Below are 24,310 nucleotides of genomic sequence, written 5' to 3'. Positions count from 1 at the left end.
AATGAGTGAAGTAGTACAAGTAACAGTTGCAGCAGAGCAAAAAAACGAGCGAATTGATAAATTCGTTGCAGGGATAAATAACGAATGGTCACGTACGCAAGTGCAGCAATGGATTAAAGATGACGTTGTGACAGTAAACGGGAAAGCTGTAAAAGGAAATTATAAAGTAAAAGAAGAAGATGAAATTACAGTAACAATTCCTGAACCAGAAGAGTTAGATATTCAACCAGAAGATTTAAATTTAGAAATTTATTATGAAGATGCAGATGTGCTTGTTGTAAATAAGCCACGTGGTATGGTTGTACATCCAGCACCAGGGCATACAAGTGGTACACTTGTAAACGGCCTCATGCACCATTGTACAGACTTATCAGGCATTAACGGTATAATGCGTCCAGGTATCGTGCATCGTATTGATAAAGATACATCTGGACTATTAATGGTTGCTAAAAATGATATGGCACATGAATCGCTTGTAAATCAGCTTGTAGCAAAAACAGTAACGAGACGTTACAAAGCGATTGTACACGGTGTGATTCCGCATGATAAGGGAACGATTGATGCTCCGATTGCTCGTGATAAGAAAGAGCGTCAAAGTATGACAGTTGATGAAAATGGTAAGAACGCTGTTACGCACTTCCAAGTGTTAGAACGCTTTAAAGACTTTACACTTGTAGAATGTCGCTTAGAAACGGGACGTACGCACCAAATTCGTGTTCATATGAAATATATTGGCTATCCACTTGCAGGAGATCCGAAGTATGGTCCGAAGAAAACGTTAGATATGAATGGACAAGCACTTCATGCGGGTATTTTAGGCTTTGATCATCCTCGTACTGGTGAATATATTCAGTTTGAGGCACCAATTCCAGAAGTGTTTGAAGACGCATTAAATATTTTACGAAAATAGTATTGACAAATCATAAGAAAACTGAGATACTGACAACAGTTAAATAATGATCCTTTAACACAGCCCCGTGAGGTTGAGAAGGTAACGGTTTGAAATACTTAGGGTATGTTGTACCCTTTTTTCAAAAGTCCTCTCGCACACGCTGAGAGGACTTTTTTTATACCATTACTCTCACGCAAGAAAAAAGCTTGGAGGTGTAGAGCATGCAAGAGAAAGCTGTCGTTTTAGATGACCAAATGATTCGCCGCGCTTTAACACGAATTAGTCATGAAATCGTGGAACGAAATAAAGGTGTCGATAATTGTGTTCTTGTCGGAATTAAAACTCGTGGAATTTTTATTGCACAACGTTTGGCAGAACGAATTGGTCAAATTGAAGGAAAAGAAATGGAAGTTGGAGAGTTAGACATTACGTTATATCGTGATGATTTAACACTACAATCGAAAAATAAAGAACCACTTGTAAAAGGTTCTGATATCCCTGTAGATATTACGAAGAAAAAAGTTATCCTTGTGGATGACGTATTATATACAGGAAGAACAGTTCGAGCAGCAATGGATGCTCTTATGGATTTAGGTAGACCATCTCAAATCCAATTGGCGGTTCTTGTTGATAGAGGTCATCGCGAATTACCAATTCGCGCTGATTATGTAGGGAAGAACATTCCAACATCAAGTGAAGAGCGTATCGAAGTTGATTTGCAAGAGACAGATCAACAAGATCGAGTAAGCATATACGATAAGTAAAGCCCTTTTAAATGTAGTCCTGTGAGGCTGCCAAAGGGTCTTGGCTTTCATATGTCAAATTTGGCATACGAAAGTGTAGGACTCTTTGTGCACAGGCACAAAGAGTTTTTTTATTGCAAAGATTTAAACTGAAGGAGGATGTAACAATGGAACAAAAGCCAGTGTTAGACGTTAATGAAGTACCGAAACCGGGAAAATGGTTATTTTTAAGTATACAACATTTGTTCGCGATGTTTGGATCAACAGTGCTTGTTCCATTTTTAACAGGATTGAATCCATCAGTAGCATTAATATCAAGTGGATTAGGAACGTTAGCGTTCCTTCTTATAACGAAAGGCCAAGTACCTGCTTATCTAGGATCATCATTCGCCTTTATCGCACCGATTATAACAGCCAAAACGGCAGGTGGACCGGGAGCGGCAATGCTTGGTGGTTTGCTAGCAGGACTTGTGTACATTTTAATCTCACTCGGAATTAAGAAATCAGGATCAGAGTGGATTATGAAATTACTACCACCAATCGTAGTTGGTCCAGTAGTAATGGTAATCGGTCTAGCTTTAGCACATACAGCAGTTAACATGGCGATGAACGATGCGGATGGCAAATATAGCTTTACACATTTTTCAGTAGCGTTAGTAACATTAGCAATTACAATTATATGCTCGATATTTGGAAGAGGATTTTTCAGTATAATACCAGTGTTACTTGGCATTATCGGCGGATATATCTTCGCTTACTTCCAAGGGCTAGTAGACTTAAAGCCGGTAGCTGAGGCAAAATGGTTTGTTGTACCAGATTTCACAGTACCATTTGTAACATACACACCAGAGTTTTCATGGAAGATTGTACTCTTGATGGTACCAGTTGCACTAGTAACAATATCAGAACATATCGGACATCAAATTGTTCTTGGAAATGTTATTAAAAGAGATTTAATTGAAAAACCAGGTTTACACCGTTCAATCTTCGGTGACGGAGTAGCAACATTAATCGCGTCACTAATCGGTGGGCCACCAAATACAACGTATGGTGAAAACATCGGTGTGCTAGCAATTACGAGAGCATACAGTGTATACTTATTCATCGGTTCAGCAGTATTCGCAATCATGTTCGGATTTATCGGTAAGATTTCTGCACTGATTCATTCGATCCCAACACCAGTTATGGGTGGTGTATCAATCTTACTATTCGGTGTAATCGCATCAAGCGGATTACGCATGATGGTAGATGATAAAACAGATTTAAGTGACAAACGAAACCTAATGATTGCATCAGTAATATTAGTAATCGGTATTGGTGGAGCGGTACTTCACGTAGGAGAATCATTCCAAGTAGAAGGAATGGCACTAGCAGCAATTGTAGGTGTACTGTTAAATCTACTACTACCGGAAACGAAACAAATAAAACAATCTAAGCAGATTGCTTCATAATAATAACCTTTTAATTCAGTCCTGTGAGATCGAAAAGGGTGGCTTCTTTCTTGCACCCTAGTCTCACATGACTAGGGTATTTTTATGCAAAGGTTGTTATAAAAATTCAAAAGTGGTAACATAAAAATCAGAAAGATGAGGGATGACGATGAGCCATTTGTTAACGATGAGTGAATTATCGGAAGTAGAAATTTCAGAAATCCTAAAAGATGCAGAAGATTTTGCGAATGGAAAAGAGAGCAAAACGACAGAGCAAACTTTTGTTGCGAACTTGTTCTTTGAGAATAGTACGAGAACGAGATTTAGCTTTGAAGTTGCTGAGAAGAGATTAGGACTTGATGTTTTAAACTTTTCAGCTGATGCATCTAGCGTACAAAAAGGAGAAACTCTATACGATACGATAAGAACACTAGAATCAATCGGAACAAAAGCAGTGGTCATCCGCCACGAGCAAGATCGCTACTTCGATGAACTAAAAGATCAGGTGAATATTCCAATCTTAAACGCTGGAGATGGATGCGGAAACCACCCAACACAGTGCCTACTGGACCTTCTTACAATTAAACAAGAGTTTGGAAGATTTGAAGGTTTGAAGATTGCAATAGTAGGAGATGTTCGTCATAGCCGAGTAGCACGTTCTAATGCAGAAGCATTAACGAAGCTTGGTGCAACGATTTACTTTGCAAGTCCAGAAGAGTGGAAAGATGAAGACAACACATTTGGAACATACAAACCATTAGATGAACTTGTTCCAGAAGTTGATGTAATGATGTTACTCCGTGTACAACATGAGCGTCATGATCATTATGAAACAGACATTATGAAAGAATATCATGAGAAACACGGATTAACAGTAGAAAGAGAAAAGCGTATGAAAGAAGGAAGCATTATTATGCATCCAGCTCCTGTAAACCGTGATGTTGAAATTGCAAGTGAACTTGTTGAGTGTGAGCGTTCACGCATATTTAAACAAATGGAAAATGGAGTTTACGTAAGAATGGCTGTACTAAAACGCGCCTTACCAAATGTATTAGGAGGAATGAAACATGAATTATTTGTTTAAAAATGGTCGTTATATGAATGAAGAAGGAAAAATCGTAGCAACGGATCTTCTCGTACAAGACGGTAAAATCGCTAAGGTAGCAGAAAATATTACGGCAGATAATGCTGAAGTAATCGATGTGAACGGAAAGTTAATCGCACCAGGATTAGTAGATGTACACGTACATCTTCGTGAACCAGGTGGTGAACATAAAGAAACAATTGAAACAGGTACACTAGCAGCGGCAAAAGGTGGATTCACTACAATTTGCGCAATGCCAAATACACGCCCGGTACCAGATTGCAGAGAACATATGGAAGACTTGCAAAAACGTATTGAAGAAAAAGCTCATGTTAACGTACTACCATACGGAGCAATTACAGTACGTCAAGCTGGTTCTGAAATGACTGATTTCGAAACATTAAAAGAACTTGGAGCATTTGCTTTCACAGATGACGGCGTAGGCGTACAAGATGCGAGCATGATGTTAGCGGCTATGAAACGTGCAGCAAAATTAGATATGGCAGTAGTTGCGCACTGTGAAGAGAATACGCTTATTAATAAAGGTTGTGTACATGAAGGGAAGTTTTCTGAGAAACACGGATTAAACGGTATCCCATCAGTATGTGAATCTGTACATATTGCAAGGGATATACTGCTTGCTGAAGCAGCAGATTGCCACTATCACGTATGTCACGTAAGTACGAAAGGTTCTGTACGTGTAATCCGTGATGCGAAACGCGCTGGAATTAAAGTAACAGCAGAAGTAACACCGCATCACCTAGTGTTATGTGAAGATGATATCCCATCAGCTGATCCTAACTTTAAAATGAACCCACCACTTCGTGGAAAAGAAGACCATGCAGCATTAATTGAAGGTTTATTAGATGGAACGATCGATATGATCGCAACTGACCATGCACCGCATACAGCGGAAGAGAAAGCACAAGGAATTGAAAGAGCACCGTTTGGAATTACTGGTTTTGAAACAGCATTCCCGCTTCTATACACATACCTTGTGAAAAAGGGAGTCATTACGCTAGAACAGTTAATTCAATTCTTAACAGAAAAGCCAGCTGATACATTCGGCTTAGAAGCAGGTCGCCTAAAAGAAGGTAGAGCAGCTGATATTACAATCATTGATTTAGAACAAGAAGAAGAGATTGACCCAACAACATTCTTATCAAAAGGAAAAAATACACCATTCGCAGGTTGGAAATGCCAAGGATGGCCGGTAATGACAATCGTTGGTGGTAAGATCGCATGGCAAAAGGAGAGTGCATTAGTATGAAAAGACAACTTATCTTAGAAGATGGAACAGTATTAATTGGAACAGGTTTCGGAGGCGAAATCGAAAAGTCAGGTGAGGTTGTATTTACAACAGGAATGACTGGATATCAAGAAACATTATCTGATCCATCATATTGCGGTCAAATCGTAACATTCACGTACCCATTAATCGGAAATTACGGCATTAACCGTGACGATTTTGAATCCATTCACCCATCTGTAAATGGTTTAATCGTAAACGAAATTTGTGATCACCCATCAAACTTCCGTAATGAAATTTCGTTAAATGATTACTTGAAAGAAAGAAATATTCCAGGATTAGCAGGGATTGATACGAGAAAATTAACGAGAAAAATTCGTCAATACGGTACATTACGCGGACGCCTTTGTAACATGGATGCAGATGTAGAGTACATTGTAAGCCAATTAAAAGCGACAGTATTTACAGATCATGTAAAACGCGTATCAACGAAAGATCCATACCCAAGCCCAGGTCGTGGTCACCGAGTTGTACTAGTAGACTTTGGTATGAAACATGGTATTTTACGAGAATTAAATAAGCGTGACTGTGATGTAATTGTAGTTCCTTACAACACAACAGCAGAAGAAATTTTACGCCTTAGCCCAGATGGAATTATGTTAAGTAATGGACCTGGAGATCCGAAAGATGTACTAGAAGCAATTGAAATGTTAAAAGACATTATCGGTAAAGTTCCTTTATTCGGAATTTGCCTAGGACATCAATTGTTCGCTCTAGCATCAGGTGCAAATACAAGTAAGTTGAAATTTGGTCACCGTGGTTTAAACCATCCAGTAAAAAATCTTGCAACTGGAAAAGTAGCAATTACATCTCAAAACCACGGATACGCAGTAGAAGAAGAATCAGTTGAAAATACAGATCTTGAAATTACACATGTTGCTTTAAACGATGGAACGGTAGAAGGTCTTCGTCATAAGAAGTTCCCAGCATTTACAGTACAATACCATCCAGAAGCTTCAGCGGGACCAGAAGATGCAAATGATTTATTCGAAGATTTCTTAACAATGATTGAAAACTTCAAGAAAGAAGGGGAAGAGTTATGCCAAAACGCCTAGACATTAACACAATTTTAGTAATCGGATCAGGACCAATTGTAATTGGGCAAGCAGCGGAGTTTGACTACTCTGGCACACAAGCTTGTCAATCTCTTAAAGAGGAAGGTTACAAAGTAATCCTTGTTAACTCTAACCCAGCAACAATTATGACGGATACTGCAACAGCAGATAAAGTATACATCGAGCCATTAACATTAGAATTCGTAAGCCGTATTATTCGTAAAGAACGTCCTGATGCAATCCTACCAACATTAGGTGGTCAAACAGGTTTAAACATGGCTGTTGAACTTGCAAAATCAGGCGTACTTGACGAGTGCGGAGTTGAAATTTTAGGAACAAAATTATCAGCAATCGAGCAAGCGGAAGATCGTGATTTATTCCGTACATTAATGCAAGATTTAAATGAACCAACACCACCAAGTGAAATTATTCATAACCTTGATGAAGCATATGGATTTGTAAATGAAATTGGTTATCCAGTAATCGTTCGACCAGCGTTCACATTAGGAGGAACGGGCGGCGGAATTTGCCATAACGAAGAAGAGCTAATTGAAATCGTAACAAGCGGTTTAAAACATAGTCCAGTAACACAATGTTTATTAGAGAAAAGTATTGCTGGCTGTAAGGAAATTGAATATGAAGTAATGCGTGATTCAAATGATAACGCGATTGTAGTATGTAACATGGAAAACATCGATCCAGTTGGTGTTCACACAGGTGATTCGATTGTAGTAGCACCGAGCCAAACGCTAAGCGACCGTGAATATCAAATGTTACGTAACACTTCATTACGAATTATTCGTGCACTAGGAATTGAAGGCGGATGTAACGTTCAGCTTGCGCTTGATCCATATAGCTTCCAATACTATGTAATCGAAGTAAATCCACGTGTAAGTCGTTCATCTGCACTAGCATCTAAAGCAACTGGATATCCAATTGCGAAATTAGCAGCAAAAATTGCAGTCGGTTTAACGTTAGATGAAATCGTAAACCCAGTAACACAAAAAACTTACGCTTGCTTCGAGCCAGCGTTAGACTATGTTGTTTCAAAAATTCCACGTTGGCCGTTTGATAAGTTTGAATCAGCGAACAGAACGCTTGGAACACAAATGAAAGCAACTGGTGAAGTTATGTCAATCGGACGTAACTTAGAAGAATCATTACTAAAAGCAGTTCGTTCTTTAGAGCTTGGCATTTATCACTTAGAATTAGACCACTTAAAAGAACTTGATAAAGAAACGATGAAAAAACGTATCATTAAAGCGGATGATGAACGACTGTTTATTGTAGCAGAAGCAATTCGCCAAGGTGTAACGAAAGAAGAAATCAATGAATGGTGTGAAATGGACTTCTTCTTCTTACAAAAAGTTGAAAACATCGTAAATATGGAACGTGAAGTAAAAGCGAATGTAGGAAATATGGAAGTACTACAAACTGCAAAAGAAATGGGCTTCAGCGATCACTACATTGCAGCAGCTTGGAACAAAACGGAGCGCGAAATTTATGATATGCGTAAAGAAAATAATATGATGCCAGTATTCAAAATGGTAGATACTTGCGCGGCAGAGTTTGAATCTGCAACGCCATATTACTACAGCACATATGCAGACGAAAATGAATCGATTGTAACAGATCGTAAGAGTGTAGTAGTTCTAGGATCTGGTCCGATCCGCATTGGTCAAGGTGTTGAGTTTGACTACGCAACAGTTCACTCAGTATGGGCAATTAAAGAAGCTGGATATGAAGCAATTATTATTAACAACAACCCAGAAACAGTTTCAACAGACTTCAGTATTTCTGACAAATTATACTTTGAACCATTAACGATTGAAGATGTAATGCACATTATCGATTTAGAAAAACCAGAAGGTGTTATCGTTCAGTTCGGTGGACAAACGGCAATTAACTTAGCAGCGAAACTAGAAGAACACGGTGTGAAAATTTTAGGAACATCACTTGAAGATCTAGACCGTGCAGAAGATCGTGATAAATTCGAAGCTGCACTAACACAATTAGGTATCCCACAACCAGTTGGTAAAACAGCAACAACTGTAGAACAGGCGGTAGCAATCGCTGAAGAAATTGGTTACCCAGTATTAGTAAGACCATCTTACGTATTAGGTGGACGTGCGATGGAAATCGTATATCGTCAAGAAGAACTACTGCACTACATGAAAAATGCAGTTAAAGTTCATGCGGAGCATCCGGTACTAATTGACCGTTACATGGTTGGTAAAGAAATTGAAGTAGATGCAATTTCAGACGGCGAGAATGTATTCATTCCAGGTATTATGGAACATATTGAACGCGCTGGAGTTCACTCTGGTGACTCAATTGGAGTATACCCACCACAAAGCTTATCTGAAAAACTAAAAGAACAAATTATTGAACATACAATTGCACTTGGAAAAGGTTTAAACATTGTTGGATTACTAAATATCCAGTTTGTAGTATTCAAAGATCAAGTGTACGTAATTGAAGTAAACCCACGTGCGAGTCGTACAGTACCGTTCTTAAGTAAAATTACGGGCGTACCTATGGCGAATGTTGCAACGAAAGTTATTTTAGGTCAAGACTTAGTTGAGCAAGGATACGGAACTGGTTATCACCCAGAAGAGAAAGAAGTATATGTAAAAGCACCGGTATTCTCGTTTGCGAAACTACGCTCAGTTGATACAACATTAGGACCTGAAATGAAATCAACAGGGGAAGTAATGGGTAAAGACTTAACACTTGAAAAAGCATTATACAAAGGATTAGTTGCTTCTGGAATTAACATCCCAACGCACGGATCAGTAATTATCACAGTAGCGGATAAAGATAAAGAAGAGGCAATGGAAATTGCAAAACGTTTCCACGAAATCGGTTATAACTTATTAGCAACAGCTGGAACAGCAAAATCGTTAGCGGAGCAAAATATTCCAGTGCAAGTTGTAAACAAAATTGATTCTGAAGACTACAACTTACTTGATATTATCCGTCAAGGAAAAGCGCAGTTTGTAATCAATACATTAACAAAAGGAAAACAACCAGCGCGTGATGGTTTCCGCATTCGCCGTGAATCAGTAGAAAATGGTGTAGCTTGCTTAACATCACTTGATACAACGAGAGCAATCTTACGAGTATTAGAATCTATGACATTCTCAGCTCATTCAATGAAAGAAATTACGCAAACAAAGCGTCACGAGGTGGTACATGCATGATGCAAAAGCAAAATATGATCGTCGTTAACCAAAAAGAAATCGCAAAAAATATTTACGAATTAGTGCTTCAAGGAACGTTAGTACAGCAAATGAACGAACCAGGGCAGTTTGTACACATTAAGGTAGCAGAGGGCATTGCGCCCCTTCTGCGCCGCCCAATTAGTATTTGTAATGTAGATCAAGAGAAGAACGAATTTACAATGCTATATCGTGCCGAAGGACAAGGGACAAAAACATTAGCAACTAGAAAACAAGGTGAAATGGTAGATGTACTGGGACCATTAGGAAACGGTTTTCCCGTAGAAGAAGCAGAAGCTGGCCAAACAGCTTTATTAGTAGGCGGGGGAATTGGTGTACCACCACTTTATGAATTATCACAGCGCCTCGTTGCAAGGGGTGTACGTGTTATTCACATCTTAGGTTTTCAAACGAAAGATGTTGTTTTCTATGAAGAAAAATTTGCAGAACTTGGTGATACGTACGTTGCGACAGTAGACGGTACACACGGTACAAAAGGATTTGTCACAGATGTAATTGATAATTACGGAATCGACTTTGATATTCTTTACTCATGTGGCCCGTTAGCGATGCTTCGTGCATTAGAAGGACGTTACAAAGAGAAAAAAGCCTATATTTCATTAGAAGAGCGTATGGGTTGTGGTATTGGAGCTTGTTTCGCATGTGTATGCCACTTACAAGAAGATCCAAGTGGACATTCTTACAAGAAGGTGTGTAGCGACGGACCAGTATTTCCAATCGGGGAGGTTGTACTATGAACAGATTGCAAGTTGAATTACCAGGATTATCATTAAAAAATCCAATTATACCGGCATCTGGATGCTTTGGGTTTGGTCGTGAATATGCACAGTTTTACGATTTAAGTGTACTAGGATCAATCATGATTAAAGCGACGACAGAACAACCACGTTATGGAAATCCAACGCCTCGTGTTGCTGAAACACCAGGCGGCATGCTAAATGCAATTGGACTTCAAAACCCGGGATTAGACAAAGTAATGAATTCGGAATTACCATGGTTAGAACAATTTGACCTTCCAATTATTGCGAACGTTGCAGGCTCACAAGCTGAGGATTACGTAGCGGTTGCGAAGGAAATTTCTAAAGCGCCTAATGTCCATGCACTAGAATTAAACATTTCTTGTCCGAACGTAAAAACAGGTGGTATCGCCTTTGGTACAAATCCTGAAATTGCTGCTGATTTAACGAAGCGAGTAAAAGAGGTTTCTGAAGTGCCTGTATACGTGAAATTGTCACCGAACGTGGCAAACATAGTGGAAATTGCAAAAGCGATTGAAAATGCAGGTGCAGATGGTTTAACGATGATTAATACATTGCTTGGTATGCGTCTAGATTTAAAAACAGCTAAACCAATTTTAGCAAACCGTACAGGCGGATTATCAGGTCCTGCGATTAAGCCAGTAGCAATTCGCATGGTCCATGAAGTAAGCCAAGCGGTTAACATTCCAATTATCGGAATGGGTGGTATTGAAACAGCTGAAGATGTAATTGAATTCTTCTATGCTGGCGCAAGCGCAGTTGCAGTAGGTACAGCGAACTTTATCGATCCGTTCGTATGTCCGACAATTATTGAAGAGTTACCAGCATTATTAGATGAGTTAGGATTTGATCACATTTCGGAATGTCAAGGAAGGAGCTGGAAGCAAACATGTCACAGTCGTTAATCGTTGCACTAGATTTTCCAGGGAAACAAGAAGTAGAACAATTCTTACAACACTTTGAAGGGGAAGAGTTATTTGTCAAAGTAGGTATGGAGTTATTTTACAAAGAAGGCCCTGCGATTATTACGTACTTAAAAGAAAAGGGACATAAGATCTTCTTAGATTTAAAACTTCATGATATTCCGAATACAGTAAAAAGCGCTATGCGTAGCCTAGCTAGTCTAGATGTCGATATGGTAAATGTTCATGCTGCTGGGGGAAGCAGCATGATGAAAGCTGCGATTGAGGGATTAGAGGAAGGTAAGCAAGAAGGAAAAGAGAGACCGATTTGTATTGCAGTTACACAACTAACAAGCACTTCGGAAGCTATGATGAAAAAAGAGATTGGCATTGAGAAAACGTTAGAAGAAGCGGTTGCTCATTATGCAAAACTAACGAAAGAAAGTGGACTTGATGGCGTTGTTTGTTCAACACTTGAAGTTCCAAAATTACGTGAAGTATGCGGAAATGAATTTGTAACAGTAACACCGGGGATTCGTCTTGCAAGCGATGATGTAAATGACCAAGTGCGCGTAGCAACACCGAAACGTGCGAGGGAACTTGGTTCAAGTTACATCGTAGTCGGACGTAGTATTACAAAAGCAGAAAATCCGCTTGAAGCGTATAAAACAGTAAAACAACAGTGGGAAGGTGTAACAGTATGAAAAAAGAAATCGCATCGCATTTATTAGAAATTGGAGCAGTATTTTTACAACCGAATGATCCATTCACTTGGTCTTCAGGTATGAAATCACCAATTTATTGTGATAACCGTTTAACTTTATCTTATCCAAAAGTACGTCAAGCGATTGCAGCTGGATTAGAAGAGTTAATTAAAGAGCACTTCCCAACTGTAGAAGTTATTGCAGGAACAGCAACTGCTGGTATTGCGCACGCTGCATGGGTAAGCGATCGTATGGATTTACCAATGTGCTACGTACGTAGTAAAGCAAAAGGGCACGGTAAAGGGAACCAAATCGAAGGAAAAGCTGAAAAAGGTCAAAAAGTCGTAGTAGTAGAAGACTTAATTTCAACTGGCGGTAGTGCAATTACATGTGTAGAAGCACTTCGCGAAGCTGGATGTGAAGTATTAGGAATCGTATCAATCTTCACATACGAGCTAGAAGCAGGAAAAGAAAAGCTAGAAGCAGCTAACGTAGCATCATATTCTTTAAGTGATTACAGTGCATTAACTGAAGTTGCAGCAGAAAAAGGTATGATCGGACAAGCTGAAACGAAAAAATTACAAGAGTGGCGTAAAAATCCAGCTAACGAAGCTTGGATCACAGCGTAATACAAAAAAACGACCGCGGGGGAACGCGGTCGTTTTTTATATTATTGTTAAAAATTCAAGTAAAGTTCCATCAATATTAAAGAAAATCATATTACAATCTCCTTAACTACTTAGTGCTTTCTGCAAGCTTATATCCTCTTACAAACAATAGAGTCACATAAGAAACAATAAATGAGAAAATGCTATACATGCCGACCCAAAAGAAAAATTTTGGAGTAAAGGCGATAACACCTATTATTAAAAAACTAGCAAACGTTACAATCGGCATTACGTAATACGTTTGCGTTTTGCGTGTTCCAATAACAGATACGATAAAGATAAATAATGGACAAATTAATAAGACGAAAATCAATTCATTCATAGGTATGTCCCCTTTTCTAATTGCAGTAATCTGTTTCTCGTAAACGTTTTGAAATAATTACTCTCCTAATATAATTTCGCTAAGTAATAACGAATCCCTCTTGAAAACTGATAATTCATGATGAATTTTACAAGCAAAAAACGTAAGCAAGAGAACACTTGCTTACGTTATAGGATAAACATCGCAACGATCGTGGTGACAATTAAACCGATAACAACCGGTAAAAAGTTTCGGCGTGCAAGTTCAAATGGATCGACTTTACAAATCGCAGCAGCAGGAATAAGTGCCCAAGGAATTAACGTCCCGCCCCCGGTCCATATAGCTGCAATTTGCCCGAGTGCTGTTAATGTAGCTGTTCCATGGCCAAGTGCTGTTCCAAAAAGATTGGCAATGGAACCAGCAAGTGATATACCTGAAAAACCTGATCCATCTAAGCCGGTAATGACAGCAACGATGGTTAATGTCCCTGCCGATACATATTGATTTAAAGGAACAGTTTGAGATAAAGCGATGCCTAAGTCGTTAATGATTCCGTGTGAACCTTTCGGTAAATAGTCCCCGATAATTTTCACAAAGCCACTATCTCCTAAATAAAAGAGTGCAGCGATAGGAATAACTGGTCCGAAAATTTTAAAGCCAAATTGGAGCCCTTCTATGAAATAATCGGTCGTTTTATTCAGTCCATTACCTTTGTAGGCGATGAGAGAAATGATGATAATCATAATAACAGTTGTTCCACCGATAAGTGCAGTTGCGTCGCTTCCTTGTAGTTGAAATTGAATCATGCAAAGGATATCAATGATATATACGATAGGGATACAAATAGCGAGCCATTTCTTTGTGCGAGGAGATAATGAAGTGAGCGTTTTAGAAGACTCAGTTGATAGAATAGATTCTTGTATAGCTAAGCCTGTATGAAACTCTTTTCGTAAGAAGAAAAAAGCGACGGAAGTTGTCACAACGCCCATAACGATAACGAGTGGAACACTTGCAGATACGACGCTGGAAACAGGGAGACCAGCAGCGTCTGCGGTTAATTTTGGTGCGCCTTGTATAACGAAGTCGCCGGATAAAGCAATCCCATGACCGAATAAGTTCATAGCAATTGCAACCCCAATTGGAGGAAGGCCGACACGTACAGCAACCGGTAATAAAATAGCTCCCATTAAGGCGACAGCTGGAGAAGGCCAAAAGAAGAAAGAAATGGTCATCATTAAAAGGCCGATAATCCAGTAGGCGAGTGTAGGTGTACGAATCATTTTTGTAAATGGTGAAATCATCGTATCATTTATGCCAGTATGAACGAGTAAATTGCTCATTGATACGATAATGGAGATGATTAATATAGTTGGTAATAGCTCAGTAATGGCGTAAATGAAACTTTGAAAAATTCCGCTAATGGCAAGAGGGATAGAACTTGTTGCAGTTAATGCTAATAAAAAGATAAAAACGATACAAATGATAGTCGTATCTTTTCGGAGAATAAAAAAGGTAATAATAGTGAGTAAACAAATAATGTAGAGAGCGTGTAATAGCGTTAATTCAACTCCCATAACATTCACATCCTTTAGGCATTCGTGTAGTGTATTGTATGAAAGCGGTGAAAGTATGTGAGTATAGGAAAAAGAAAAAAGTGAAATTTCATGTACTGTAATGATAAGAATAAAAAATGGATGATACAATACAATTAATCCTAAAAATGGGATTTGAGGAGAAGGGGAATGGGGGAGTACGAATGAGAGAAAAAATAGGATATTATGGTGTGCTAGTTTGTTTACTATTATCAGTTATTTCAGGACAATTTCTTAACAGTGAATGGGTACCAGTTATATTATGTATAGGCGTATTGATTTTTGCTCCTATGTATCGCTGGAATGAATGGAAAGCATATAGTCGAAAAAAGAAAATGGTTTTCAGCATCGAATTTGTCATTATAATCAGCACAATTCCGTTTTTGTTATGGAAAGGAAATGAGATAATAGATGGAATTGTAATGTTTCAAGGGTGGTTGTTTATTGCGAAAATGCTATATTTAATATGCATTTTAATGTTGGTAGTGGTAGTCACTAAAATAGTAAACGAAAAGCTATTCGTTAATGAATAAAAGAAAATGCCACCTTATTCGGTGGCATTTCCTCATTTTACTGCATGAGCTTTTTGCATCTTTTTAATTAAACGAATTTGTCCACGATGATTGATTTCATCTTCAAAAACGTGAAACCACTTAAAATAGTTATTTGCTGGTTTGTCATACCAAAAGTCTGTCGTTTTAAATAACCATTCATCAGGTAACGATTGAAAAGTCTCGATTGTTTTGGAACGTACTTCTTGTAATGTATTGATGTAAAATTCTATAGCGTTTCCTTTTATTTTCTCACGTCCAAGATCGCCTAATTCAATGCCAGGTAACCAGCGTTCTAATTCAGCCTCCGTTGGTTCACGGTCTTCAAAAGTATGAATCTGGTAGTAAAATTCAATAGCGGCCATATGGTACAATAACATGCCAATTGAATTTGTGTCCTTATCATATAAATAATCAAGTTCCTCAATTGTTAAACCTTCCACCGCTTGCATTGTTGTATAGCGAGCGTAATTCATCATGGAAACAAGATTTGAAAATTCAGACTGTAACCCATCTATCTTATCAATTACAAAATTCAATTTAAATTCCCCCTCTTAAACGATGACTCCAGAGAAAGAATTCTATGTGCAACGAAAAACTCCTTTAAAAAAGGTCGTGATTTCAACAAGGAATAACAATTAGTTCTCTATTTGATTTTGTAATAACTTCATAGCCTTCTTTTGTAATGACGATATCGTCTTCAATTCTACAACCGCCCCAGTTCGGAATGTAAATACCAGGTTCAACGGTAACAACCATACCTTCTTCTAAAGTAGCCGTACTTTCTTGAGATAAGCGAAGAGGTTCATGTATTTCTAACCCAAGACCATGACCAGTAGAGTGTCCAAAATATTGACCATATCCACAATCTGTAATGTATTTTCTTGTTACATCATCGATACTTTTCGCAGTTTCTCCAGGCTTAATCGCTTCAGTCCCACGTTTTAACGCTTCTCGTACAACATTGTATATTTTTTTGAATTCTTCCGATGGTTCCCCTATTGCTACAGTACGTGTTATATCGGAACAATATCCGTCGTAAAGTGCACCGAAGTCTAATGTAACGATATCCCCTCGTTCGATTATTTTATTTGATGCAACTCCATGGGGAAGTGAAGAACGAACGCCTGAGGCTACAATGATTTGGAATGAAGAAGATGTAGCCCCTTTTTTTCGCATGAAAAATTCTAATTCATCTCGTACAGCATTTTCACTTATTCCTGGTTTTAGAAACGTAAGAATGTGGTGAAATGCTTCGTCCGCGATATTAGCTGCAATTTTCATTGTTTCTATTTCAGGCGTGTCTTTAATGATACGAATATTTTCGATAATTTCGCACACTTGAATCATTTCCGCCTGTACGTATTTTTGCAAGTTTTTATATTGTTGCAATATCATGTTGTTTTCTTCAATTCCAAGTTTTTGAATGTTTAATTTCGATACTTGATGTGCAATTTCTTTTTCTAAATTTCCTTTATGCATAATAATTTCAGCATCTTTTATTTGTGATTTCGCTTGATCTACATAGCGGAAATCAGTGATAAAAACAGCTTGATCGGCAGAGATTAAGACGCCGCCAGCGCTACCTGTAAAGCCTGTTGCATATTGACGGTTTTCTTTCTTTGTAATAAGTAACCCGTCGATTCCGTAATTATGTAGTTGTTTTTGGATGTTAGTTATTCTTATATTCATTTTAATTCCTCCTTTTTACATTAATAAAGCAAGAATTGTGCCAATATATTTATTTAGAATAAAAGAGAAGAGGGTAGCTGTGTGTCAAAAAAACTAGACGGATGTAAAATAAATATATATATAATTTTTACAGTAAGTTTTTATGTGAATGAACAATAATGTAAACTTGCAAACAAAATCTTTTTAATTTAAATATTATATTTTTTGTATAAATAAATTAAAAAATTGGTATAATAAGGGATTGTTACGTTTTTTTGTAGGTAAAGAGATGTAACGAAAAAATTGGGTTAAGGAATGTGAATGTATGAAGAAATTAAGTAAAGTAATGTCATTTTGTTTGGCCGCTAGTATGCTTGTTATAACGGGGTGTGAAACAAGTGAAAACAAAGTTCAAGTGAATAAAATGATTGACCAGCTTGATGAAGCGCCAGAAGTGACAGAAAAAGAAGCAAAAAAGATTGTAAGAAAGAGTGTAGATGGAATAGCAAACGCGTTTAGTGAGATGGAAAAAGAAAATGGATGGAGCCGAAATAATCCTGGGGATTTAGAGACAGTTAAAAAAGGAGTTAAGGGATTAGTTTCAAAAAAATTTGTAGAGAATCAGCTTCTTGAATTGCTTAATAACTTTAATAGATCGAGAGAGACTGATATGTTACCATTCCCAAATTATTTTCAAACTGAAATAAGATTTTCTTCTTCACAAGATAAAGAAAATTTAACGGTACATACATTAAGTTTAGAAGATGAAATAGGTCATGCGGCCCAAGAATGGGAATTTCATTTGGTGTATAAAGAAGGGGAATGGTTAATGGATAAATGGTCATTCGTTTTTCCTGAAGATTTAAAACTTACAAAAGAAGAAGCAAATAGAATTTTACAAACGCCAGACGATAAGAATGTGTCATTTGTAAGTGAAGAAAATAGTGGCGATAAGAAATATATATTCAAAGATAGTAACGGATTAATTACTGTAAATGCGAAAACATCTCTTATTTCATACAATGTAGATGAAAATAAGTATGAAAAGTTAACGAAAGAAAGAAATATTCAAGAAACAGAACAAGTACAGAGAAAGGATTCCAGTGCGTATACAGGCTCAAAAGACGAGAAACAATCGCAAAAAGAATCTTCTTCAAAGATAGATAGAGCAAATGTTTTAAGCGAATTAGCTGCTATAGATAAACAAGAAAAACATACGAATGCTATGTCAACCAATGATATAGTAAATGAAATAGAAGGAAATTATGAACTGTGGGATAATAAACTAAATGAAATTTACAGTACATTAAAAAGTACGATGTCAGCTGATGCGTTCCAGTCGTTAAAAACGAAACAAATTGCGTGGGTTAAAGAAAAAGAAAGTAAAGTTAAAGCAATTGGTACTGATACAAATAATGGAACGATGAGGCGTATAGAAGCCTCAGAAGAGAAATATAAGATGACAAAAGCAAGATGTTATGAATTAGTAAATGGGTATATGAATTAGTGTGAACGAATATAAAAAATGCGCTGCATACAAGCAACGCATTTTTTTATTTACGCTTTTAATTTCATTACAATATCAGCATCTGGTGTTACATATACGGTTTGCTGATTGTCATACGTAACAAAACCAATTTTTGCACCACTCGGTTTTTTAACATGGCGTATTTTGGTGAAATCAACAGGTACAGAGCTAGACTCTTTTGCTTTACTGTAATAGGCAGCAATCTTGGCAGCTTCTAGTAAAGTTTCTTCAGCAGGCTCTAAAGAACGAATGACAACGTGAGAACCAGGTATGTCTTTCGTATGTAACCAAATTTCATCACGGCGGGCAAACTTCGTTGTTAAATAATCATTTTGTTTATTGTTTTTACCAACGAAAATCTCTGTGCCATCACTTGCTACATATTTATCTAATACTGGTTTAGTAGGCTTTTTCTTTGCGTTTTTTGTTTTACGATTGCGCACATAACCTTCTTCAGCTAATTCCTCACGAATTTCTTCAATATCTTTTGAAGAAGCAGCTTCCATTTGTTGAAGTAAGCTATCAAAATAAAGAATTTCTTCATTTGTTTTTTCGATTTGTTCTTCTACAACAACAACTGAATTTTTTGCTTTTTGATACTTTTGGAAATAGCGTTGTGCATTTTCAGATGGTGTTTTTAAAGGATCTAATGTGATTTTTACAGTTCCACCATTCTCATCGTAATAATTAACGACCTCAATATCTTTATCGCCCTTTTTTAAAGCGTACATATTAGCTGTAAGTAGCTCTCCAAATAGTTGATATTTATCTGCTTTTCCAGCATCTTGCAGTGTTTTTTCGAGTTTAATGAGTTTTTTCTCATTTTTATTTTTTTCGTTTTGCATAAAGCGCTCTAAATCATGAGCTTGTTGTTTTACACGATCACGTTCTGCCTTGCCAAAGAAGAAACGATCTAACAGTTCGCTCACTGATGAGAATGTTTTTTCTTCTCCTTGCAAGTGTGTAAGAGGGAAAAGATAAAAGAATTCTTTTCCATTTGCAGTAATCATTGTTGGTGTATATGCATGAGATAGTAATGGTGTTTGTATAGAGAAAAATGCTTCTGATAATGCTTTCTCGTTTACCATACCGGCTTTCTTTACTACTTCTTTTGCAAATAATGGGGATATTCCCATGAAGGCCCCCACGAGTTGTTTATCCATATTTCCAGATAGAAAGTCTAGCGGTCTAATAAAATCATCTGCGGTTTCAATTTGCAGAGGATTGATTTTATGTTGGGCTGGTGGCGCGACGTACTCAGCGCCAGCATATACAGTTCGGTGACGGTTTACGGCTAATGAAACGTGTTTTAAGCTATCTAAAATCACGTTTGTTTTCGTATCTAATAAGATAATGTTACTATGTCGTCCCATTATTTCAATTACTAATGTTTTTAATGATTCGTCTCCGATTTCATTACGACTGCGAACTGTAATTTGAATAATGCGTTCTAAGTCGATTTGTTCAATTTTTTCAATAAATCCACCTTCTAAATGTTTGCGAAGAAGCATACAGAACATCGGCGGTATTGCTGGCGAATCGTAGTTTTGATTCGTTAAGTGCATACGCGCATATGTAGGATGAGATGAAAGAATTAGTTTTTGGTTCTTTCCATTCGCTCGAATATGTAATAAAATCTCGTATTTTGAAGGTTGATATATTTTGGAAATTCTTCCTGTGTAAAGAGAATTTTCAATTTCATGTGTAATCGCTCTTGTAAATAATCCATCGAATGCCATAAATGAACACTCCTTTCTAACTAAATGTTAATTATAGCATTTTTTTGGACGAGGCTGAATAAGCTTTCAATAGAGTATGTCTGGAATCAGGAGGTCGATAGCAGGATGAACTGGTATGGAATGCGAGCACATGAAGTGGAAGAAAGAACGAATACGAATGTAAAGGTTGGACTTACAGAGAAAGAAGCAGAAGGGCGAGTAAAGAAATTTGGTACTAATGAATTAGAAGAAGCAAAAAGGCCTTCTGCACTAATGGTATTTTTAGCACAGTTTAAAGATTTCATGGTACTCGTTTTGTTTGGAGCAACAATTGTTTCTGCGTTTTTAGGTGAATACATTGATTCTATTGCTATTGTTGCCATTGTTATTATCAATGGTATTCTCGGCTTTTTTCAAGAAAGAAAAGCTGAAAAATCATTGGAAGCTTTAAAGGAACTAGCCGCTCCGCAAGTTACTGTAATGCGGAATGGAAAGTGGGTAAAAGCACCATCTAAAGCACTTGTTTTAGGGGATATTATTAAGTTTTCCAGTGGTGATCGTATTGGGGCTGATGTGCGTCTTGTTGAGGCATCAAGTTTATATATTGAAGAGTCTGCTTTGACAGGGGAGTCCGTACCTGTACAAAAGAAGGTAGAAGCATTGCAAGGGCAAGATGTTGCAATTGGGGATCAAAAAAATATGGCTTTTATGGGGACAATGATTACGCGAGGATCTGGTACAGGAGTTGTTGTAGCAACTGGTATGAATACAGCGATGGGGCAAATTGCAAATATGTTGCAAAATGCAGAGCAAATGGAAACGCCACTGCAAAGAAGGTTAGAACAGCTCGGAAAAATATTAATTATTGTAGCTCTTATTTTGACAGCGCTCGTTGTATTGGCTGGTGTGTATCAAGGGAATGAAGTATATCATATGTTTTTAGCTGGCGTATCGCTAGCTGTTGCGGCTATTCCAGAAGGATTGCCAGCAATTGTTACAGTAGCTTTATCACTTGGTGTACAGCGTATGATAAAAAAGAGAGCAATTGTAAGGAAGTTACCGGCCGTAGAAACGTTAGGCTGCGCTTCTGTTATATGCTCTGATAAAACGGGAACAATGACGCAAAACAAAATGATGGTAACACATATGTGGTCAGGCGGAGAATTGTGGAAAGTGACAGGGCAAGGATATGAACCTAATGGCTCTTTTATGAAAGGTGAAAAAGAAGTGAATCCAGCTAAGACAAAATCACTTTATCAGCTACTTACATTTGGTTCACTATGTAACAATGCAAATATTATTCAAAAGAAAAAGGCGTACGTATTAGATGGAGATCCAACAGAGGGAGCGCTTGTAGCTGCAGCAATGAAAGCTGGGATAACACGTGAGGCGTTGAAAGGGAAATTTGAAATTATTCGTGAATTTCCCTTTGATTCAACTCGAAAAATGATGAGTGTTATTGTACGAGATCGAGAGGGGAAAAAGTTTATTGTTACGAAAGGAGCACCTGATGTTCTTTTGCAAATGAGTCAAACAATCTTATGGGGGGATAAGCAGCAGCCGTTAAGTGAGCTATATAGAAAAGAAGTACAGGCGGCTATTCATAGCTTAGGTAGTCAAGCGCTTCGAACAATTGCAGTTGCGTTTAAGCTTTTAAAAGTCACGGATTCTATTGAACATGAAAGAGACGTTGAAAAAGATTTTATGTTGGTTGGGATACAAGGTATGATTGACCCGCCAAGGCCAGAAGTGGCGCAGGCGGTAAAAGAGTGTAAAGAAGCTGGTATTCGAACAGTAATGATTACAGGTGATCATAAAGTGACAGCAATGGCGATTGCTGAACAATTAGGAGTTTTACCACCAGATGGACGCGTTGTTGAAGGCGTAGAACTCGCGAATATGGATGTGGAGGAATTAGAAAATGTTGTAGAAGATACGTATGTATTCGCTCGTGTATCACCTGAACATAAATTAAAAATTGTTAAGGCACTGCAAAATCAAGGACATATAGTAGCGATGACAGGTGATGGAGTGAACGATGCTCCAGCGATAAAAACAGCGGATATTGGGATAGCGATGGGAATTACAGGGACAGATGTTGCGAAAGAAGCCTCTTCACTTGTTTTACTAGACGATAATTTTGCTACAATTAAATCAGCAATTAAAGAAGGAAGAAATATATATGAGAACATACGTAAGTTCATTCGCTACTTATTGGCGTCAAATGTTGGAGAAATTTTAGTTATGTTATTTGCGATGTTACTTGCATTACCACTGCCGATGGTTCCTATTCAAATTTTATGGGTGAACTTAGTTACTGATGGTTTACCAGCGATGGCATTAGGTTTGGATAAGGCTGAAGGAGATGTGATGAAGAGAACACCGCGCCACCCGAAAGAAGGGGTATTTGCTAGAGGGCTTGCGTGGAAAATAATAAGTCGAGGTTTTTTAATTGGGGCAGTGACGTTAGTAGCGTTCATTATTGCGTATAACCAACATCCAAATGAACTGAAATATGCACAAACTGTAGCGTTTGCGACGTTGGTACTTGCTCAGCTTATTCATGTATTTGATTGTCGCAGTGAGCATTCTGTCTTTCACCGTAATCCATTTGGGAACGTGTATTTAGTAGGGGCGGTTATTATTTCGTTACTACTCATGCTAGTGGTTATATATTATCCACCGTTACAACCGATCTTTAGCACAATGCCGATACAAGCAAGAGATTGGTTATTAATTGGAGGTTTGTCATCAATTCCGACTTTCTTACTAGTAGGCTCTTTATTAACAGGGAGAAAGGCTAAGAAGAAAAAGTCGATGTTATATAAGAAGGGATTAAACTTGAAATAGTCAATGTTATGAAAATGTGATATAATTTACAGAAGGTAGTAGAGCCTTGTCTCTATTACCTTTTTCATTGAGTTATTTTATGGCTTGGATGTGATAAAAATGATTTCTAGTATGACAGGGTTTGGAAGATCGAAAGTAGAAAGTGATACTTTTCAAATTACAGTAGAAATGAAATCGGTGAACCACCGTTTTTTAGAGATGAGTATTCGACTTCCTAAGCAAATGATGGTATTTGAGGACAAAATTCGTAAAATAATTGCACAGCAAGTTCGACGTGGACGCATTGAAGTGTCTATTAGTATAGCGGGTGAAGGACTTGTTGAAAGAAAATTAAGTGTGAATTGGTCACTTCTTGAGCAGTACCAATCGATGATGGAAGATATAAAAGGGAAATTTCAATTACAAGATTCTATTACACTTCAGCAATTAATGGCAATGCCAGAAGTAACAGCAATTGAAGAAATAGAAAATGTAAATGAACATTTTGAGAACAGTTTATATGAGGCTGTTCGTCAAGCTGCTCATATGTTGAAAACGATGAGAGATGGCGAAGGAGAACGATTACATAAAGATATAGCGTATCGTTTACAAGAGATTAGCAATTGTGTAAATGCAATTATTCCACATGCACCAATTGTTACACAAAAATATCGTGAACGATTAGAAAATCGCTTAAAAGAATTACATAATCAAGATCTAGATGAACAAAGATTGCTAACAGAAGTCGCAATCTTTGCAGAGCGTTGTGATATTCATGAAGAGTTAGTTCGTTTGCAAAGTCATTTAGAGCAATTTCGTGAAACACTGCAGATTGAAGAGCCTGTTGGAAGGAAAATGGATTTCATCGTGCAAGAGATGCATAGAGAAATTAATACGATTGGTTCTAAGGCAAATGACTTAACAATTTCAAAATATGTTGTAGAAATGAAAAATAACCTTGAAAAAATTCGTGAACAAGTACAAAATATTGAGTAGCTTTCAAAAAATATGTAAAGTTATACGTGGTGGAGAAATCGGATAGACTTACTAGGAGGCGCAAACTATGGCCATGCGGTTTTTAAATATTGGATACGGAAATATTGTATCTGCTCATCGAATTATTGCTATTGTAAGTCCGGAGTCAGCTCCTATTAAACGAACAGTACAGGAAGCACGCGAACATAATGCTTTGCTTGATGCTACGTATGGGAGAAAAACAAGGGCGGTTATTGTTATGGATGATGGGCATGTTGTATTAAGTCCAATTCAACCAGAGACGATTGCACATCGTTTGAATAATAAAGAAGATTTAAGTGAGGAAGGGTAGGTTTTA

General features: G+C 37.6%; 21 protein-coding genes. 16 read left to right on the top strand and 5 right to left on the bottom strand.

Features of this window, described 5'->3' with window-relative positions; translation table 11 throughout:
- Window position 1: 1 nt before the first annotated feature.
- From AXW78_RS18460 to pyrE, 11 genes are all read left to right on the top strand, one after another.
- The gene (locus tag AXW78_RS18460; RefSeq protein ID WP_000005828.1) at window positions 2–910 is read left to right on the top strand and encodes an RluA family pseudouridine synthase; all 909 of its coding nucleotides are present in this window, start codon (window positions 2–4) and stop codon (window positions 908–910) included.
- 203 nt (window positions 911–1,113) lie between these two features.
- Window positions 1,114–1,656 (top strand): bifunctional pyrimidine operon transcriptional regulator/uracil phosphoribosyltransferase, encoded by a 543-nt coding sequence (gene pyrR, locus AXW78_RS18455; RefSeq protein ID WP_001156491.1) that lies wholly within the window; start codon window positions 1,114–1,116, stop codon window positions 1,654–1,656.
- A gap of 146 nt (window positions 1,657–1,802) precedes the next feature.
- Window positions 1,803–3,086, top strand: a complete 1,284-nt coding sequence (gene uraA / locus AXW78_RS18450) for a uracil permease (protein ID WP_000435923.1) — start codon at window positions 1,803–1,805, stop codon at window positions 3,084–3,086.
- A gap of 148 nt (window positions 3,087–3,234) precedes the next feature.
- Window positions 3,235–4,149 carry an aspartate carbamoyltransferase gene (gene pyrB, locus AXW78_RS18445; protein WP_000018849.1) on the top strand — a complete coding sequence of 305 codons (915 nt, stop codon included), beginning with the start codon at window positions 3,235–3,237 and terminating at the stop codon, window positions 4,147–4,149.
- Entirely contained in the window at window positions 4,133–5,419 is a 1,287-nt protein-coding gene (pyrC, locus tag AXW78_RS18440; protein ID WP_061884518.1) for a dihydroorotase, read from the top strand. Before pyrB ends, pyrC begins: the two co-directional genes overlap by 17 nt.
- On the top strand, window positions 5,416–6,513 hold the full coding sequence (locus AXW78_RS18435; protein WP_061884517.1) for a carbamoyl phosphate synthase small subunit: 1,098 nt from the start codon (window positions 5,416–5,418) through the stop codon (window positions 6,511–6,513). The genes pyrC and AXW78_RS18435 overlap by 4 nt, the downstream gene beginning before the upstream one ends.
- Window positions 6,498–9,716, top strand: coding sequence for a carbamoyl-phosphate synthase large subunit (gene carB, locus AXW78_RS18430; protein WP_001126102.1), 3,219 nt, complete (start codon window positions 6,498–6,500; stop codon window positions 9,714–9,716). Before AXW78_RS18435 ends, carB begins: the two co-directional genes overlap by 16 nt.
- Complete coding sequence (pyrK, locus tag AXW78_RS18425) at window positions 9,713–10,492, top strand: dihydroorotate oxidase B electron transfer subunit (protein ID WP_000983365.1); 780 nt, start codon at window positions 9,713–9,715, stop codon at window positions 10,490–10,492. Before carB ends, pyrK begins: the two co-directional genes overlap by 4 nt.
- Window positions 10,489–11,418, top strand: a complete 930-nt coding sequence (gene pyrD, locus AXW78_RS18420) for a dihydroorotate oxidase B catalytic subunit (protein WP_001081049.1) — start codon at window positions 10,489–10,491, stop codon at window positions 11,416–11,418. Before pyrK ends, pyrD begins: the two co-directional genes overlap by 4 nt.
- A complete protein-coding gene (gene pyrF / locus AXW78_RS18415; RefSeq protein ID WP_000083512.1) occupies window positions 11,403–12,119 on the top strand; it encodes an orotidine-5'-phosphate decarboxylase in 717 nt (238 codons plus the stop codon). Before pyrD ends, pyrF begins: the two co-directional genes overlap by 16 nt.
- Window positions 12,116–12,748: an orotate phosphoribosyltransferase gene (gene pyrE / locus AXW78_RS18410; RefSeq protein WP_000711449.1), complete on the top strand. Its 633-nt coding sequence runs from the start codon at window positions 12,116–12,118 to the stop codon at window positions 12,746–12,748. The genes pyrF and pyrE overlap by 4 nt, the downstream gene beginning before the upstream one ends.
- 106 nt (window positions 12,749–12,854) lie before the next feature.
- Here pyrE and AXW78_RS18405 read toward each other — a convergent pair whose 3' ends face one another.
- Both AXW78_RS18405 and AXW78_RS18400 read right to left on the bottom strand, forming a co-directional pair.
- Entirely contained in the window at window positions 12,855–13,109 is a 255-nt protein-coding gene (locus tag AXW78_RS18405; protein ID WP_001003924.1) for a YbeF family protein, read from the bottom strand.
- Window positions 13,110–13,276: 167 nt separating this feature from the next.
- Complete coding sequence (locus AXW78_RS18400) at window positions 13,277–14,662, bottom strand: hypothetical protein (RefSeq protein ID WP_000537876.1); 1,386 nt, start codon at window positions 14,660–14,662, stop codon at window positions 13,277–13,279.
- 182 nt (window positions 14,663–14,844) lie between these two features.
- Here AXW78_RS18400 and AXW78_RS18395 point away from each other — a divergent pair, with 182 nt between their 5' ends.
- Window positions 14,845–15,213: a YoqO family protein gene (locus AXW78_RS18395; RefSeq protein WP_002181188.1), complete on the top strand. Its 369-nt coding sequence runs from the start codon at window positions 14,845–14,847 to the stop codon at window positions 15,211–15,213.
- A gap of 32 nt (window positions 15,214–15,245) precedes the next feature.
- Here AXW78_RS18395 and AXW78_RS18390 read toward each other — a convergent pair whose 3' ends face one another.
- Both AXW78_RS18390 and AXW78_RS18385 read right to left on the bottom strand, forming a co-directional pair.
- Window positions 15,246–15,770, bottom strand: a complete 525-nt coding sequence (locus AXW78_RS18390; RefSeq protein WP_001012046.1) for a DinB family protein — start codon at window positions 15,768–15,770, stop codon at window positions 15,246–15,248.
- A gap of 82 nt (window positions 15,771–15,852) precedes the next feature.
- Window positions 15,853–16,923 carry a M24 family metallopeptidase gene (locus AXW78_RS18385; protein WP_001026207.1) on the bottom strand — a complete coding sequence of 357 codons (1,071 nt, stop codon included), beginning with the start codon at window positions 16,921–16,923 and terminating at the stop codon, window positions 15,853–15,855.
- A gap of 304 nt (window positions 16,924–17,227) precedes the next feature.
- Between AXW78_RS18385 and AXW78_RS18380 the strand changes: the two genes are divergently transcribed.
- Window positions 17,228–18,409, top strand: a complete 1,182-nt coding sequence (locus AXW78_RS18380) for a lysozyme inhibitor LprI family protein (protein WP_000736526.1) — start codon at window positions 17,228–17,230, stop codon at window positions 18,407–18,409.
- A gap of 50 nt (window positions 18,410–18,459) precedes the next feature.
- On the opposite strand, the gene AXW78_RS18375 is transcribed toward AXW78_RS18380, so the two are convergent.
- A complete protein-coding gene (locus tag AXW78_RS18375; protein ID WP_000863285.1) occupies window positions 18,460–20,169 on the bottom strand; it encodes an Rqc2 family fibronectin-binding protein in 1,710 nt (569 codons plus the stop codon).
- 105 nt (window positions 20,170–20,274) lie between these two features.
- On the opposite strand from AXW78_RS18375, the gene AXW78_RS18370 reads away from it, so the two are divergent.
- From AXW78_RS18370 to remA, 3 genes are all read left to right on the top strand, one after another.
- Window positions 20,275–22,998 (top strand): calcium-translocating P-type ATPase, SERCA-type, encoded by a 2,724-nt coding sequence (locus tag AXW78_RS18370; protein WP_061884516.1) that lies wholly within the window; start codon window positions 20,275–20,277, stop codon window positions 22,996–22,998.
- Window positions 22,999–23,097: 99 nt separating this feature from the next.
- The gene (locus AXW78_RS18365; protein ID WP_000625869.1) at window positions 23,098–23,973 is read left to right on the top strand and encodes a YicC/YloC family endoribonuclease; all 876 of its coding nucleotides are present in this window, start codon (window positions 23,098–23,100) and stop codon (window positions 23,971–23,973) included.
- A gap of 67 nt (window positions 23,974–24,040) precedes the next feature.
- Window positions 24,041–24,304, top strand: a complete 264-nt coding sequence (gene remA, locus AXW78_RS18360) for an extracellular matrix/biofilm regulator RemA (RefSeq protein ID WP_001251456.1) — start codon at window positions 24,041–24,043, stop codon at window positions 24,302–24,304.
- Window positions 24,305–24,310 lie beyond the last annotated feature (6 nt).

The organism is Bacillus thuringiensis, from assembly GCF_001595725.1.
In the GTDB taxonomy this organism is placed as follows: Bacteria; Bacillota; Bacilli; order Bacillales; family Bacillaceae_G; genus Bacillus_A; species Bacillus_A thuringiensis_K.
The sequence above is the reverse complement of the archived record's forward strand: the minus strand, read 5'-3'. Positions and strand labels throughout refer to the sequence as shown.